This is a genomic window from Thalassospira lucentensis, assembly GCF_001613805.1.
GTDB classification, from domain to species: domain Bacteria; phylum Pseudomonadota; class Alphaproteobacteria; order Rhodospirillales; family Thalassospiraceae; genus Thalassospira; species Thalassospira lucentensis_A.
The window spans coordinates 1-15902 of record NZ_LPVY01000015.1 but is presented as its reverse complement, the minus strand read 5'-3'; the positions used below and the strand labels follow the sequence as shown (position 1 = coordinate 15902).

The window sequence follows — 15902 nt, the reverse complement described above, 5'->3', positions numbered from 1 at the left end:
TCCAGATGACCGCGACCCTCATTGCACCGATCGCAATGGACGAAGGTCTGCGTTTCGCAATCCGTGAAGGCGGTCGTACCGTCGGCGCCGGTGTTGTTGCGAAAATCATCGAATAATTTTTGAAGATTTGCACCATTGGGTGCTTGATCTTTGATGTGCGGGCGGATATAAGCCGCCCGCACACCCTGCCGCCCGGGCAGGACTGTGTCGGAAAGACCTGAAGAAATTCAACTTTCTGATTACCTTGTAGGAGTGTAGCTCAGTTGGTAGAGCATCGGTCTCCAAAACCGAGGGCCGTGGGTTCGAGTCCCTCCGCTCCTGCCATTTACCCGGGTCCTGGAATTGAATTTTTGAAAGCGGTGTAACCCCGACAATGGCTAAAACGTCGCCGGCACAATTCGTACAGCAGGTTCGCACCGAAGCTAAAAAGGTTTCGTGGCCGACCCGCAAGGAAACGACCGTTTCGACCATCATGGTTTTCGTCATGGTGGCTTTGGCGTCTGTTTTCTTTTTTGTTGTGGATCAGCTTCTCGCCTGGGGCGTTCAGTTGATCTTTGGTGTCGGGGGTTAAGTCATGGCGCATCGCTGGTACGTTTTGCACGTCCATTCGGGTTTTGAGAAAAAAGTCGCCCAGTCGATCCGCGAACAGTCCATCAAGAAAGGTCTTGAGGGCGAAATCAAAGAGGTCCTGGTTCCGACGGAAGAAACTGTCGAGGTTCGTCGCGGTGCGAAGGTCAATGCCGAGCGGAAGTTTTTCCCCGGCTACGTGCTGCTGAATATGGACCTGACGGATGAGAGCTGGCATCTGGTCAAGAACACCGCCAAGGTCACCGATTTCCTTGGCAGCCGTGGCAAGCCGATGCCGATTTCCGAAAAGGAAGCCCAGCACATCCTGCATCAGGTGCAGGAAGGTGTCGAGCGTCCGAAGTCGACCATTTCGTTCGAGGTTGGCGAGGAAGTCCGTGTTTCCGACGGTCCGTTTGCATCGTTTAACGGTGTCGTCGAAGGGGTTGATGAAGAACGTGCGCGCCTTAAGGTGTCGGTTTCGATCTTCGGTCGTTCAACCCCGGTCGAGCTGGAATATACCCAGGTCGAAAAGCTCTGACGAGCTGATACAAGTGAAGTTTCTGTTTGCGTGATGCGGACAGTTTTTAAAGCGCGGGAGGTCAGCCATGACCGTACCGCGCGCTTCTGTAATGAGGTACTCTAATGGCGAAGAAAATCGACGGCTATATCAAGCTGCAGATTCCCGCCGGCAAAGCCAACCCGTCGCCGCCCGTCGGCCCGGCTCTTGGTCAGCGCGGCGTGAACATCATGGAATTCTGCAAGGCGTTCAACGCAGCGACCCAGCAGATGGAACCAGGGATGCCGATTCCGGTCGTCATCACCGTTTATTCCGACCGTTCCTTCAGCTTTGTCACCAAAACCCCGCCGGCATCCTACTTCCTGAAAAAGGCAGCAGGCATTCCGAAAGGTTCCGGTACGACCGGTAAAGGTTACATCGGTAAAGTGACCAAAGCACAGGTCAAGGAAATCGCGGAAGCCAAAATGGCTGACCTCAACGCATTTGACGTTGAAGGCGCGATGGCGATGATCGAAGGTTCTGCCCGTGCTATGGGCCTCGAGGTTGTGGAGTAAGACGATGGCCAAGACTGGTAAGCGCCTTGCCCAGGCTTATGAGGGCATCGATCGTAACACCCAGTACGAACTGACCGCAGCGGTCAAGCTCGTCAAGGATGGTGCAAAAGCGAAATTCGACGAAACCGTTGAAATCGCGATGAACCTTGGTGTTGATCCGCGTCACGCAGACCAGATGGTCCGTGGTGTTGTTTCGCTTCCGCATGGTACCGGTAAAACCATGCGCGTCGCCGTCTTCGCAAAAGACGCCAAAGCAGAAGAAGCCCAGAAAGCTGGTGCGGACGCTGTTGGCGCCGAAGACCTGATGGAAGCAATGCAGAAAGGCGATCTGAACTATGATCGCGTTATTGCAACCCCGGACATGATGGCTGTTGTCGGTCGTCTCGGTAAGGTTCTCGGCCCGCGCGGCCTGATGCCGAACCCGAAACTCGGCACCGTGACCATGGATGTTGCCCAGGCTGTTTCCGATGCCAAAGCTGGCCAGGTTCAGTTCCGCGCTGAGAAGAATGGCATTGTCCATGCCGGTATCGGCAAGGCGTCCTTCAGCGAAGAACAGCTTGTTGAAAATGCCAAGGCATTCGTTTCTGCGATCGTCAAAGCAAAACCGACAGGCGCAAAAGGTGTATACCTGCAGCGCGCCGCCATCAGCTCGACCATGGGCGCTGGCGTGAAACTGTCGATTGCGGACATCGCATCGAAGTAATTCAAGAATTCTGACCGGTCGCATGCGGCCGGTCAGGACCGGAGAGGGTTGCAAGATCCTCTCTACCTGTCTGTCCCAGACTGCAGGTGAACGGTATTTGCCGTTCTTAATCTCCTGCATAGGCAGAGGTTCCGGTTTTTAGTTTTCCCCGGTTAACGGGGCATCACAAAAGGCTTGGACATCTGGCAAACGGACGGGCGTCACAGACCGGTTCGAAAGGACTGGTCACGTCTGTGAACCCCCCATGGGGTTCAGGGCAATAAGCAATGTCGGAGACTTAAAGTGAACCGCGATGATAAAACACAGTTCGTAGCAGAAATGCGCGAAGTGTTCGAAGGTGCGGAAGGCGTTATCGTTACCCAGTACAAAGGGTTGACGGTTGCGGAAATCACCGCTCTTCGTGCGCAGATGCGTGATGCTGGTGCGGGCTTCAAGGTCACCAAAAACCGGCTTACGCGACTTGCTCTGGAAGGCACCAAATTTGCCGGTCTTGCAGACCACTTCACCGGCCCGACCGCGATCGCCTATTCGGCTGATCCCGCGTCGGTCGCGAAAGTGGCCTCAACGTTCGCAAAAGCCAATGACAAGCTCGTTCTTGTTGCTGGCGCCATCGGTGAACAGATTCTGGACGAACAGGGCGTCAAAGCTCTGGCAGAACTGCCGTCGCTGGACGAACTGCGTGCGAAACTGGTGGGTATGATCCAGACCCCGGCACAGCGTATCGCTACGCTGACCTCCAAGCCGGCGGCCCAGATTGCCCAGGTGCTGAAGGCATACGCCGAAAAAGGCGAAGCCGCGTAACCCAATTTACCAACTTATCCAAGTTCAAGCCTAGGAGTTTATACAAATGGCCGATCTTAAGGCACTCGTTGAAGAGCTTTCGAAGCTCACCGTTCTTGAAGCTGCAGAGCTTTCCAAACTTCTCGAAGAAGAGTGGGGCGTTTCCGCCGCTGCTCCGGTTGCTGTTGCTGCTGCTGGTGGCGCTGCTGCCGGTGCTGCTGCTGCAGAAGAAAAAACCGAATTCGACGTTATCCTGGCTTCTGCTGGTGACAAGAAAATCAACGTCATCAAAGAAGTTCGCGCAATCACCGGTCTTGGCCTGAAAGAAGCCAAAGACCTGGTCGAAGGCGCACCGAAAGCTGTTAAAGAAGGCGCGTCGAAAGACGAAGCCGAGTCGATCAAGAAGCAGCTTGAAGAAGCTGGCGCAACCGTCGAACTCAAGTAATCGACGGCTTCTTGCCAAGGTTTGGGTCGGCGGCCTTCGGGTCGCCGACCTATCCGTCTCTACGGTGCGGGCAATGGGTGTCCGGTCTGTCGGGACGCGAAAAGGAAATTTACGGTTGACGCTGCCAAAGGTAATCGTACATAACGTAAGGCCGTTTAGGTCAGAGGTTATCTTTGACGGCGTCGACAGCCGAGGGATCAGTGATCTCATTCATGTTGGATGTCACATAACATCCACGGTCATAATCAAGTGAACGCCCGCCCCGTACGGGGCTCGGGCGTCGTTGTGCTGTATGCTTTTTGCATGATGGCACAGGGGCGAACGAGTTACGACGGTGTGGGGAGGCGCGATTAAAGGAACGATGATGGATAAGTCCTTTACCGGTCGAAAGCGCATCCGCAAGAGCTTTGGACGGATCAGCGAAGTCGCTCCGCTCCCGAACCTGATTGAGGTTCAAAAGAATTCTTACGACAAGTTTTTGCAGACTGGTACCCCGCAGGAGCAGCGGGACGATGCCGGCCTCCAGGAAGTGTTCAAGAGCGTCTTTCCGATTAAAGATTTCTCAGAGCGCGCAACCCTCGAGTTTGTGTCGTATGAGCTGGAGCAGCCCAAATACGATACCGAGGAGTGCCGTCAGCGTGGCATGACTTTTGCCGCGCCGCTGCGCGTGACACTGCGTCTGGTTGTCTGGGATATTGACGAAGATACCGGTGCACGTTCGATCCGCGATATCAAGGAACAGGACGTGTATATGGGCGACATGCCGCTCATGACCGAACACGGTACCTTTATCGTGAACGGCACCGAGCGTGTTATCGTCTCGCAGATGCACCGTTCGCCGGGCGTCTTCTTCGACCACGACAAGGGCAAGAGCCACAGCTCGGGCAAGTACCTGTTTGCTGCGCGCGTGATCCCGTATCGTGGTTCGTGGCTCGATTTCGAATTCGACGCGAAAGACATCCTGTATGTCCGTATCGACCGTCGCCGCAAACTGCCGGCGACCACGCTGCTTATGGCTCTTGAAAACGAAGAGTCCCAGGCCCTGCGTGCACAGCGTGCCGAAGAAGGCCGTTCTGTCGATCCGTCGGAAATCGAAGGCCTGACGCCTGAAGAAATCCTCAACTATTACTATGAGTCGGCAGAATACCGCCGCACCAAGGATGGTTGGGTTACCGATTTCAATGCAGATCGCTATATCGGTCAGAAGCTGGTCTTTGACCTGCTTGACGCCGACAGCGGTGAAGTCGTTGCCGCCGCAGGCAGCAAGATCACCAAGCGTTCCGCTGCCAAGCTTGTCGAACAGGGTGTCAAACACATCCTGGTGCCGGAAGAACAGCTTAACGGCTGGTTCATGGCAGAAGACCAGATTGACGGCGAAACCGGCGAGATCCTTGCCGAAGCCGGCCACGAACTGACCGAAGGTGTGTTCGAGCAGCTGAAAGAATGGGGTGTCGACACCGTTCGTCTGCTGATGATCGACCACAACAATGTCGGTGCGTATCTGCGCAACACCATTGCACTGGACAAGAACAGCAACCGCGAAGAAGCCCTTGTGGACATCTATCGCGTCATGCGCCCTGGCGAACCGCCGACCATCGAGGGTGCGGAAGCCATGTTCAAAGGCCTGTTCTTTGATGCAGAGCGTTACGACCTCTCGGCTGTTGGCCGTGTGAAAATGAATGCGCGCCTTAATCTGGAATGCCCGGATACGGTTCGTGTTCTGCGTCGTGAAGACATTCTGGAAGTCGTCCGCGTTCTGATCGACCTGAAAGACGGTCGTGGCGAAATCGACGATATTGACCATCTTGGCAACCGTCGTCTGCGTTCGGTCGGCGAGCTGATGGAAAACCAGTTCCGTGTTGGCCTGCTGCGTATGGAACGTGCGATCCGCGAGCGTATGAGCTCGGTCGAGATCGACAACGTCATGCCGCATGACCTGATCAATGCGAAGCCGGTTGCGGCTGCCGTTCGTGAATTCTTCGGCTCTTCGCAGCTGTCGCAGTTCATGGACCAGACCAACCCGCTTTCGGAAATCACCCACAAGCGTCGTCTTTCGGCACTTGGACCGGGCGGTTTGACCCGTGAGCGTGCAGGCTTTGAAGTTCGTGACGTTCATCCGACCCACTATGGTCGTATCTGCCCGGTCGAAACGCCGGAAGGTCCGAACATTGGTCTGATCAACTCGCTGGCGACCTTTGCCCGCGTCAACCAGTACGGCTTCATCGAAAGCCCGTACCGCAAGGTTGTCGATGGCGTGGTTACCCCTGAAGTCATCTATCTTTCGGCCATCGAAGAAGGTCGCTATGTCATTGCACAGGCGAACGAACCGCTGACCAAGGAATTCGGCTTCGAGAACGAACTGATCAACACCCGTAAAGCCGGTGACCACTATATGGCCCGCTCCGAAGAGATCGACCTTATGGACGTCTCGCCGAAGCAGCTCGTATCGGTCGCATCCGCGCTCATTCCGTTCCTTGAGAACGATGACGCGAACCGTGCACTGATGGGTTCGAACATGCAGCGTCAGGCGGTTCCGCTGATCCGTTCTGAAGCGCCGTATGTCGGTACCGGTATGGAAGTTCCGGTGGCACGTGATTCGGGTGCAACCCTGATCGCACGCCGTGATGGTGTTGTTGAATCCGTTGACGCGACCCGTATGGTTATCCGCGCAACCGGTGATATCGCCGCATCGGAATCGGGTGTCGATATTTACACCCTGCTGAAATATCAGCGTTCCAACCAGGGTAGCTGCATCAACCAGCGTCCGCTGGTGAAGGTGGGCGATGTTGTCCAGAAGGGCGACATCATCTCGGATGGTCCGTGTACCGATATGGGTGAACTGGCTCTGGGCCGTAACGTGCTGGTCGCGTTTATGCCCTGGAACGGTTACAACTTCGAGGATTCCATCCTTCTGTCCGAGCGTATCGCACGTGATGACGTTTATACCTCGATCCATATCGAGGAATTCGAAGTCATGGCCCGCGATACCAAGCTGGGTCAGGAAGAGATCACCCGTGACATTCCGAACGTCGGTGAAGAAGCCCTTAAAAACCTCGACGAGGCGGGCATCGTTTACATCGGCGCGGAAATCAAGCCGGGCGATATCCTTGTCGGTAAAGTGACGCCGAAGGGCGAAAGCCCGATGACGCCGGAAGAAAAACTTCTGCGCGCCATCTTCGGTGAAAAAGCATCCGACGTCCGTGATACGTCGCTGCGTGTCCCGCCGGGACAGTTCGGTACCGTTGTTGAAGTCCGCGTGTTCTCGCGTCGTGGCGTTGACAAGGACGAACGTGCCCTGGCAATCGAACGTTCCGAAATCGAACGTCTTGCAAAAGACCGTGATGACGAACGTGCGATCCTGGAACGCAACTTCTATGGTCGTCTGAAAAACCTGCTGCTTGGCCAGACCCTGGTCGACGGACCGAAAGGTCTGAATGGCGAGATCACCGAAGACGCCCTTTCGGGTGTTGCACGTGGTCTGTGGCGTCAGATTGCCGTTGCCGATGACAGTGTCATGTCCGACATCGAAGCCCTGAAGAAACAGTTCGAGGAATCGATTGCTGTTCTGCAGGCTCGTTTCGACGACAAGGTCGACAAGCTTCAGGCTGGTGACGAACTGCCGCCGGGCGTGATGAAGATGGTCAAAGTCTTTGTCGCGGTTAAGCGTAAAATGCAGCCGGGCGACAAGATGGCCGGCCGTCACGGGAACAAGGGTGTCGTATCGCGCATCATGCCGATGGAAGACATGCCGCACCTCGAAGACGGTACGCCTGTCGATATCGTTCTGAACCCGCTTGGTGTTCCGTCGCGTATGAACGTAGGCCAGATCCTTGAAACCCACCTTGGCTGGGCTTCGCGTGGTCTGGGTGAACAGATCGGCGAGCTTGTCGATGCTGTTGCCGATGGTCGTGCCGAGATGGACAGCCTGCGTGGCAAGCTCAATGAAGTGTACGAGGACGAGCAATACGTCACCGGCATTAAAGAGCTGAGCGATGGCGATGTCATCGAGCTTGGTAACAACCTGCGTCGTGGTGTGCCGATGGCAACCCCGGTCTTTGACGGTGCGCGTGAGCCTGATGTGGTTCGCATGCTCGAAAAAGCAGGCCTTGATGGTTCTGGCCAGGTCGACCTTTATGACGGTCGTACCGGTGAGAAATTCCATCGCAAGGTGACCGTGGGCTACATCTACATGCTCAAGCTGCATCACCTGGTCGACGACAAGATCCACGCCCGTTCGATTGGTCCGTACTCGCTTGTTACCCAGCAGCCGCTGGGTGGTAAGGCACAGTTCGGTGGCCAGCGTTTCGGGGAGATGGAAGTGTGGGCACTCGAAGCTTACGGTGCTGCCTACACCCTCCAGGAAATGCTTACCGTCAAGTCGGACGATGTTTCGGGCCGTACCAAGGTCTATGAGGCGATCGTTCGTGGCGAAGACACCTTCGAGGCGGGCATTCCGGAATCCTTTAACGTTCTCGTTAAAGAACTTCGGTCGCTGGGTCTCAATGTCGAGCTCGAGCAAGACGACCTTTAATAGCTTGGCGGGCGGGTACCATTCGGGTATCCCGTCCGCCATCAAGCATCTTTCGGCCTGAAAATTGGCGAAACCCGGCGAGACCGGGCATAGCGGGAGAGCCTTTATGAACGAGTTGATGAAGATCTTCGGGCAGCCGCAGGGCACCCAGAGCTTCGATCAGATCCGGATTCAGATCGCCAGCCCGGAGCGTATCCGCTCCTGGTCGTTCGGCGAGATCAAGAAACCGGAGACCATCAACTACCGGACCTTTAAACCGGAACGCGACGGCCTGTTCTGTGCGCGCATTTTTGGTCCGGTGAAGGATTACGAATGCTTGTGCGGCAAGTACAAGCGTATGAAATATCGCGGCATTATCTGTGAGAAATGCGGCGTCGAAGTGACTCTGGCTAAAGTACGTCGCGAGCGTATGGGCCATATCGAACTGGCGGCACCGGTTGCCCATATCTGGTTCATGAAGTCGCTGCCGAGCCGTCTGGGTCTGCTGCTGGACATGACGCTCAAGGATCTTGAGCGCATTCTGTATTTCGAAAACTATGTGGTCATCGAGCCGGGTCTGACCCCGCTCAAGATGGGTGAGCTTCTTTCAGAAGATCAGTACATGACCGCACAGGAAGAGTATGGCGAAGACAGCTTCCGTGCCGGTATCGGTGCCGAGGCGATCCGCGACATGCTTGCTGCGATCGATCTTGATGACGAACGCGAAACCGCGAAAATCGACCTCAAGGAAACCAATTCCGAAGCCAAGCGCAAGAAGCTGGTCAAACGCCTGAAGCTGATCGAAGCTTTCCAGGAGTCCGGTGCGCGTCCGGAATGGATGATCCTTGAAGTGATCCCGGTCATTCCGCCAGAACTGCGTCCGCTGGTTCCGCTGGATGGCGGCCGTTTCGCTACGTCCGACCTGAACGACCTTTACCGTCGTGTGATCAACCGTAACAACCGTCTGAAGCGCCTGATCGAGCTTCGTGCGCCCGATATCATCGTGCGTAACGAAAAACGTATGCTTCAGGAATCGGTTGATGCGCTGTTTGACAACGGCCGTCGCGGTCGTCCGATCACCGGTGCCAACAAGCGTCCGCTCAAATCGATGTCGGACATGCTTAAAGGCAAGCAGGGCCGTTTCCGTCAGAACCTTCTGGGTAAACGCGTCGACTATTCCGGGCGTTCGGTTATTACCGTGGGTCCGAACCTGAAACTGCATCAGTGCGGCCTGCCGAAGAAAATGGCGCTCGAACTGTTCAAGCCGTTCGTCTATGCGAAGCTTGAGCTGTACGGGATGGCGACCACCATCAAGGCTGCAAAGCGCATGGTGGAAAAAGAGCGTGCCGAAGTCTGGGATATCCTTGAACAGGTTATCCGTGAACACCCGGTCATGCTTAACCGTGCACCGACCCTTCACCGTCTTGGTATCCAGGCTTTCGAGCCTACCCTGATCGAAGGTAAGGCAATCCAGCTGCATCCGCTCGTCTGTACGGCTTTCAACGCCGACTTCGACGGTGACCAGATGGCCGTTCACGTGCCGCTGTCGCTTGAAGCGCAGCTTGAAGCGCGTACCCTGATGATGTCGACCAACAACATCCTTTCGCCGGCTTCGGGTAAACCGATCATCGTGCCGTCGCAGGATATTGTCCTTGGTCTGTACTACATCTCGATGGAACGCGACGGTCAGCCGGGCGAGGGCATGTCCTTCGTCAATATCGCCGAAATCGAACAGGCTCTTGATGCCGGTGTTGTGACCCTGCATTCGAAAATCAATGCACGTTACAAAACCGTCGACGAGAACAACGAACCGATCACCATCCGTGTTCAGACCACGGTTGGCCGCATGTTGCTGTCCGAACTGCTGCCGCGTCATCCGCGCATTCCGTTCGCGACCATCAACAAGCTGCTGACCAAGAAAGACGTCTCGAACGTTATCGACGTCGTCTATCGTCACTGTGGCCAGAAAGAGACCGTTATCTTTGCTGACCGCATGATGGGTCTTGGCTTCAACTGGGCATGCAAAGCCGGTATTTCGTTTGGCAAGGATGACATGATCATTCCGGAAGCCAAGGAAACCCTGGTTGGCGCGACCCATGACAAGGTCAAGGAATACGAACAGCAGTATCAGGACGGTCTGATCACTCGCGGTGAGAAATACAACAAGGTCGTTGACGCCTGGTCGCAGTGCACCGATGACGTTTCCGAAGCGATGATGAAAGTCATCTCGGCAACGGCAGAAGGTGACAATGTGAACTCGGTTTACATGATGGCGCACTCCGGTGCCCGTGGTTCTGCCGCCCAGATGCGTCAGCTGGCTGCCATGCGCGGCCTGATGGCAAAGCCGGATGGCTCGATCATCGAGACGCCGATTATCTCGAACTTCAAAGAAGGCCTGACCGTGCAGGAGTACTTCAACTCCACCCACGGTGCCCGTAAAGGTCTGGCCGATACCGCACTGAAAACGGCGAACTCGGGTTACCTGACCCGTCGTCTCGTCGACGTCGCACAGGACAGCATCATCACCCAGCATGATTGCGGTACCGAACGCGGCCTCGACATTGCTGCGGTTGTCGATTCCGGCGAAGTTATCGAGACGCTGTCTGATCGTATCCTCGGTCGTTTCACCGCTGACGAGATTGTCAATCCGTCAACCGGCGAAGTCATCGTTCCGAAGAACGAAATGGTTGTCGAAGATCACCTTGATCTGATCGAAAAAGCAGGCGTCGAAATGGCGCGTATCCGTTCGGTCCTGACCTGTGATGCCGAAACAGGCGTTTGCGGCCATTGCTATGGTCGTGACCTGGCACGTGGTACCACGGTCAATATCGGTGAAGCTGTCGGTGTTATTGCCGCACAGTCGATCGGTGAGCCGGGCACGCAGCTTACGATGCGTACGTTCCACATCGGTGGTGCGGCACAGCGTGGTGCGGAAGTTTCGGGTGTCGAAGCCAACTTCGATGCGACCGTCAAACTGAAGAACCGTGCGGTTGTTACGAACTCGAGCGGTGTCATGATCGTCATGGCGCGTAACCTCGAGATCCTGCTGATCGACAAAACCGGCCGTGAACGTGCGAAATACCGCGTCCCGTACGGTGCGAAACTGCTTGCTGATGACGGTGACCAGATCACGCGTGGCCAGAAACTGGCCGAGTGGGATCCGTACACCCTGCCGATCATCACCGAGAAAGAAGGTTATGTGAACTATGTCGACCTTCTCGAGAACGTAACCATTCGCGAAGTCTATGACGAAGCGACCGGTATCGCCTCGAAAACGGTTATCGACTGGAAGAGCATGCCGAAGGCATCCGACCTCAAGCCGCGCGTTACGCTGCGTAACGAAAACGGCGAGGTCATCAACCTGGAAAACGGTCTTGAAGCCCGTTACTTCCTGTCGGTTGATGCCATTCTCTCGGTCGAGAACGGTCAGAAAGTCAACGCCGGTGACGTGCTTGCACGTATTCCGCGCGAAGGCTCGAAAACCCGTGACATCACCGGTGGTCTGCCGCGTGTGGCTGAATTGTTCGAGGCGCGCAAGCCGAAGGACCACGCCATCATCGCCGACATCGCCGGTCGTGTTGAGTTCGGCAAGGACTACAAGAACAAGCGTCGCGTGATCGTTCATCCGCTTGAGGATAGCGGTCTGACCGAACCGGTCGAATACCTGATCCCGAAAGGCAAGCATCTTGCCGTTCAGGAAGGGGACTTCGTCGAGAAGGGCGATCAGCTGCTTGATGGTTCGCCGGTTCCGCACGATATCCTGCGCGTTATGGGCGTCCCGGCACTGGCCGACTACCTGGTCAACGAAATCCAGGAAGTCTACCGTTTGCAGGGCGTGAAGATTAACGACAAACACATCGAAGTCATCGTTCGTCAGATGCTTCAGAAAGTGGAAGTTACCAAAACCGGTGACACCACGCTTCTGGTTGGCGAAATCATCGACCGTGTCGATTTCGATGCCGAAAACGAACGTGCCATTAAAGAAGGTGGCGAACTGGCCGAAGCTGCACCGGTCCTTCAGGGGATCACCAAGGCATCGCTCCAGACGCATTCCTTCATCTCGGCCGCGTCGTTCCAGGAAACCACGCGCGTTCTTACCGAAGCAGCCGTATCGGGCAAAACCGATACCCTGATCGGTCTGAAGGAAAACGTGATCGTGGGTCGTCTGATCCCGGCAGGTACCGGTGCGGTGATGAACCGTTTCCGTGCACTGGCCGCCGAACGCGACAAGAATGTACAGATCGAGGCAGAAGAGGAAATCGGCGACAATTTCGGCCCGCAGGCCGATGCCGAGTCCCCGTCATTGCCAGCCGGCGAGTAACATCGCCGCGCAAGCTTGTTAAAGAATCAGAGGCGAACCGGGAATTATCTATCGATGCACCGGTTCGCCTCGGCGTTTGAAGCGCCAACTCGAAGGCCCACAGGGTTTTGCTTGACGCGAAATGGGGCCGTCACTAGTATGCGCCCACCGAATCTCGGGGGGTGTAGCTGTGTCGGTGCCAAATTGCTTGGCAACGGGCGGTTTTGCCCCCCGTCGCTTGAGTGCGACTCTAACGGCCGTCGAGGGCAGGATGATCCTGCGTAATGGGCGGTCCGTATTTGCGTTTGCAGGATTTGCAAAGGCATGCGGTCGTTCGTCGTGCGTCGATAGAGCAGCGCCCTTGTGGCGTCCGTTAAAGTACAAAGGGAAAGTTAATGCCCACTATTAACCAGTTGATCCGCAAATCGCGGACTCCGCGCACCCAGCGCGACATGGTTCCGGCACTGGAAGCCTGCCCGCAGAAACGCGGCGTATGCACCCGTGTCTACACCACGACCCCGAAGAAGCCGAACTCGGCACTTCGTAAGGTTGCTCGTGTCCGTTTGACCAACGGCTACGAAGTTACCAGCTACATTCCGGGTGAAGGTCACAACCTGCAGGAACACTCTGTCGTCATGATCCGTGGCGGCCGCGTAAAGGATTTGCCGGGTGTGCGTTACCACATCATTCGCGGTACCCTCGATACCCAGGGTGTCAAAGACCGTAAACAGCGTCGTTCGAAATACGGCGCGAAACGCCCGAAATAAGGAGCAGCTCAGATGTCACGTCGTCACGCTGCTGAAAAGCGCGAAGTTTTGCCTGACGCCAAATATGGCGATAAGGTTCTGACCAAATTCATGAACGGCCTTATGCTCGACGGTAAGAAATCTGCCGCCGAAAAGATCGTTTATGGTGCACTGGAAGTTATGGAAGGCAAGGGTGCCGATCCGGTAGCCCAGTTCCATGAAGCCATGGACAACGTGAAGCCGAACGTCGAAGTTCGTTCGCGCCGTGTTGGTGGTGCTACTTACCAGGTTCCGGTTGAAGTTCGTTCCGAGCGCCGTCAGGCACTGGCCATTCGCTGGCTGGTTGACGCTGCTCGCAAGCGTTCCGAAACGACCATGATCGGTCGTCTCGCCGGTGAACTGATGGACGCAGCCAACAACCGTGGCTCGGCTGTCAAGAAGCGCGAAGACACCCATCGTATGGCCGAAGCCAACAAGGCTTTCGCTCATTACCGCTGGTAATTCAGACCTCAAGATCAAGAGTCGATTATGGTACAACGTACTCCGATCTCTCGGTATCGCAACATCGGCATCATGGCTCACATCGATGCTGGTAAAACGACGACCACCGAGCGAATTCTATTCTACACCGGCAAGTCCTACAAAATCGGCGAAGTCCACGACGGCGCCGCAACCATGGACTGGATGGAACAGGAACAGGAACGTGGCATTACGATTACGTCTGCTGCGACGACCTGCTTCTGGAAAGATAACCGCATCAACATCATCGATACCCCGGGCCACGTTGACTTCACGATTGAAGTTGAACGTTCGCTTCGTGTTCTCGATGGTGCATGCGCTGTTTTCGATGCCGTTTCCGGTGTTGAACCGCAGACCGAAACCGTATGGCGCCAGGCTGACAAGTACCGCGTTCCGCGCATGTGCTTCGTCAACAAAATGGACCGTACCGGTGCGGACTTCTTCCGCTGTGTCCAGATGATCAAAGACCGTCTCGGTGCCAACGCGGCTGTCATGCAGCTGCCGATCGGTTCCGAAATGGAATTCGAAGGTGTTGTCGACCTGGTGAAAAACCAGGAAATCGTCTGGAAAGACGAGAGCCTCGGCGCAGAATTCGAATATCGCGACATTCGCGACTCGCTCAAGGACCAGGCTGAAGAGTACCGTGAAGCTCTGATCGAACAGGCTGTCGAGTGCGATGAAGCTGCCATGGAAGCTTACCTCGAAGGCGAAATGCCGTCCGAGGAAGTTCTCAAGAAGTGCATCCGTAAAGGTACGCTGAAAGGCGAACTGGTTCCGGTCCTTCTGGGCACCGCGTTCAAGAACAAAGGCGTTCAACCGCTTCTTGATGCCGTCATCGATTACATGCCGGCTCCGGACGACATCGAAGACGTGCGCGGCATCAAGCCGGGCACCGAAGACGAGCCGGACTCACGTCCGCTGAACGACGAAGCACCGTTCTCCGGTCTTGCATTCAAGATCATGAGCGATCCGTTCGTTGGCTCGCTGACGTTCGTACGTATCTATTCCGGTATGCTTGAAGCCGGTTCTTACGTTCTCAACTCTGTCAAAGAGAAAAAAGAACGTATCGGCCGTATGCTGCTTATGCATTCAAACAACCGCGAAGAAATCAAATACGCTTGCTCGGGCGACATCGTTGCTCTGGTTGGTCTGAAGGATACCACCACCGGTGATACCCTTTGCGATCCGGCCAAGCCGATCATCCTTGAGCGTATGGAATTCCCGGATCCGGTTATCGAAATCGCTGTTGAGCCGAAATCGAAAGCCGACCAGGAGAAAATGGGTCTCGCCCTTGCACGTCTTGCACAGGAAGATCCGTCGTTCCGCGTCAAAACCGACCACGAATCCGGCCAGACCATCATTTCCGGTATGGGCGAACTTCACCTCGACATCATCGTCGATCGCATGAAGCGTGAATTCAAGGTCGAAGCAAACGTCGGCGCGCCGCAGGTTGCTTATCGTGAGACGATTTCCCAGGAAGTCGACATCGATTACACCCACAAGAAACAGTCGGGTGGTTCGGGTCAGTTCGCACGTATCAAGTTGACCTTCACCCCGGGTGAACCGGGCAGCGGGTTCTCCTTCAAGGATACCGTCGTTGGCGGTAACGTTCCGAAGGAATACATCCCGGGTGTTGCCAAGGGTCTTGAAACCTCGCTTAACAGCGGTGTGATTGCCGGCTTCCCGGTCACCGACTTCTCGGTCACCCTGACCGACGGTGCGTATCACGACGTTGACTCGAGCGTCATGGCCTTCGAAATCGCAGCTCGTGCCGCCTTCCGTGAAGGTCTCTCGAAAGCTCGTCCGAAGCTTCTTGAGCCGATCATGAAGGTCGAAGTTGTGACGCCGGAAGAGTACATGGGCGACATCATCGGTGACCTTAACAGTCGCCGTGGTCAGGTCCGTGACATGGATTCCCGTGGTATCGCACGCGTTGTTAGCGCGTTTGTCCCGCTGGCGAACATGTTCGGTTACGTCAATACCCTGCGCTCCATGTCCCAGGGCCGTGCCCAGTTCGTGATGCAGTTCGATCATTACGCCGACGTCCCGCAGGCAGTTGCGGACGAAGTCAAGGCCAAGTCGGCCGGCTAAGGCGAAGCCAGAATAAACGGAGTTAGAAATGGCTAAAGAAAAATTTGCCCGTACAAAACCGCACGTGAACGTCGGCACCATTGGCCACGTTGACCACGGTAAAACCACGCTGACCGCAGCGATCACCAAAGTTCTCGCAGAGAGCGGCGGCGCATCGTTCCAGGACTACA

General features: G+C 55.7%; 13 protein-coding genes and 1 tRNA gene. All 14 read left to right on the top strand.

Annotated elements, in window-relative coordinates; all coding sequences use genetic code 11:
* A partial coding sequence (locus tag AUP42_RS21215) for an elongation factor Tu (protein ID WP_082817764.1) occupies positions 1–116 on the top strand: 116 nt, incomplete at its 5' end.
* Between the two features lie 132 nt (positions 117–248).
* Positions 249–324, top strand: a tRNA-Trp gene (locus AUP42_RS14195).
* Between the two features lie 49 nt (positions 325–373).
* Positions 374–571, top strand: coding sequence for a preprotein translocase subunit SecE (gene secE / locus AUP42_RS14190; protein ID WP_062952273.1), 198 nt, complete (start codon positions 374–376; stop codon positions 569–571).
* Between the two features lie 3 nt (positions 572–574).
* Positions 575–1105 carry a transcription termination/antitermination protein NusG gene (nusG, locus tag AUP42_RS14185; RefSeq protein ID WP_007092434.1) on the top strand — a complete coding sequence of 177 codons (531 nt, stop codon included), beginning with the start codon at positions 575–577 and terminating at the stop codon, positions 1103–1105.
* 104 nt (positions 1106–1209) lie between these two features.
* Positions 1210–1638 carry a 50S ribosomal protein L11 gene (gene rplK / locus AUP42_RS14180; RefSeq protein WP_062952272.1) on the top strand — a complete coding sequence of 143 codons (429 nt, stop codon included), beginning with the start codon at positions 1210–1212 and terminating at the stop codon, positions 1636–1638.
* 4 nt (positions 1639–1642) lie between these two features.
* The gene (gene rplA / locus AUP42_RS14175; protein ID WP_007092432.1) at positions 1643–2341 is read left to right on the top strand and encodes a 50S ribosomal protein L1; all 699 of its coding nucleotides are present in this window, start codon (positions 1643–1645) and stop codon (positions 2339–2341) included.
* A gap of 282 nt (positions 2342–2623) precedes the next feature.
* Positions 2624–3142, top strand: a complete 519-nt coding sequence (rplJ, locus tag AUP42_RS14170; RefSeq protein WP_037991699.1) for a 50S ribosomal protein L10 — start codon at positions 2624–2626, stop codon at positions 3140–3142.
* 46 nt (positions 3143–3188) lie between these two features.
* Positions 3189–3566, top strand: coding sequence for a 50S ribosomal protein L7/L12 (gene rplL, locus AUP42_RS14165; RefSeq protein ID WP_062952271.1), 378 nt, complete (start codon positions 3189–3191; stop codon positions 3564–3566).
* Positions 3567–3930: 364 nt separating this feature from the next.
* The gene (gene rpoB, locus AUP42_RS14160; RefSeq protein WP_062952270.1) at positions 3931–8097 is read left to right on the top strand and encodes a DNA-directed RNA polymerase subunit beta; all 4167 of its coding nucleotides are present in this window, start codon (positions 3931–3933) and stop codon (positions 8095–8097) included.
* A 106-nt stretch (positions 8098–8203) separates the two neighbouring features.
* Positions 8204–12397 carry a DNA-directed RNA polymerase subunit beta' gene (gene rpoC, locus AUP42_RS14155; protein ID WP_062952269.1) on the top strand — a complete coding sequence of 1398 codons (4194 nt, stop codon included), beginning with the start codon at positions 8204–8206 and terminating at the stop codon, positions 12395–12397.
* Between the two features lie 374 nt (positions 12398–12771).
* Positions 12772–13143 carry a 30S ribosomal protein S12 gene (gene rpsL / locus AUP42_RS14150; protein ID WP_007092427.1) on the top strand — a complete coding sequence of 124 codons (372 nt, stop codon included), beginning with the start codon at positions 12772–12774 and terminating at the stop codon, positions 13141–13143.
* 12 nt (positions 13144–13155) lie between these two features.
* The gene (rpsG, locus tag AUP42_RS14145; RefSeq protein WP_062952268.1) at positions 13156–13623 is read left to right on the top strand and encodes a 30S ribosomal protein S7; all 468 of its coding nucleotides are present in this window, start codon (positions 13156–13158) and stop codon (positions 13621–13623) included.
* A gap of 27 nt (positions 13624–13650) precedes the next feature.
* On the top strand, positions 13651–15732 hold the full coding sequence (gene fusA, locus AUP42_RS14140; RefSeq protein WP_062952267.1) for an elongation factor G: 2082 nt from the start codon (positions 13651–13653) through the stop codon (positions 15730–15732).
* Between the two features lie 28 nt (positions 15733–15760).
* Positions 15761–15902 (top strand): GTP-binding protein (locus tag AUP42_RS21210; RefSeq protein ID WP_231858298.1); only part of this gene is annotated, 142 nt, incomplete at its 3' end.

What these genes read in the sequence shown, in the direction of transcription:
- rpoB (WP_062952270.1), top strand. Translation starts at nt 3,931, where the DNA reads ATGGATAAGTCCTTTACCGGTCGAAAGCGCATCCGCAAGAGCTTTGGA.
- secE (WP_062952273.1), top strand. Translation starts at nt 374, where the DNA reads ATGGCTAAAACGTCGCCGGCACAATTCGTACAGCAGGTTCGCACCGAA.
- rplA (WP_007092432.1), top strand. Translation starts at nt 1,643, where the DNA reads ATGGCCAAGACTGGTAAGCGCCTTGCCCAGGCTTATGAGGGCATCGAT.
- rplL (WP_062952271.1), top strand. Translation starts at nt 3,189, where the DNA reads ATGGCCGATCTTAAGGCACTCGTTGAAGAGCTTTCGAAGCTCACCGTT.
- fusA (WP_062952267.1), top strand. Translation starts at nt 13,651, where the DNA reads ATGGTACAACGTACTCCGATCTCTCGGTATCGCAACATCGGCATCATG.
- nusG (WP_007092434.1), top strand. Translation starts at nt 575, where the DNA reads ATGGCGCATCGCTGGTACGTTTTGCACGTCCATTCGGGTTTTGAGAAA.
- rpsL (WP_007092427.1), top strand. Translation starts at nt 12,772, where the DNA reads ATGCCCACTATTAACCAGTTGATCCGCAAATCGCGGACTCCGCGCACC.
- rplK (WP_062952272.1), top strand. Translation starts at nt 1,210, where the DNA reads ATGGCGAAGAAAATCGACGGCTATATCAAGCTGCAGATTCCCGCCGGC.
- rpoC (WP_062952269.1), top strand. Translation starts at nt 8,204, where the DNA reads ATGAACGAGTTGATGAAGATCTTCGGGCAGCCGCAGGGCACCCAGAGC.
- rpsG (WP_062952268.1), top strand. Translation starts at nt 13,156, where the DNA reads ATGTCACGTCGTCACGCTGCTGAAAAGCGCGAAGTTTTGCCTGACGCC.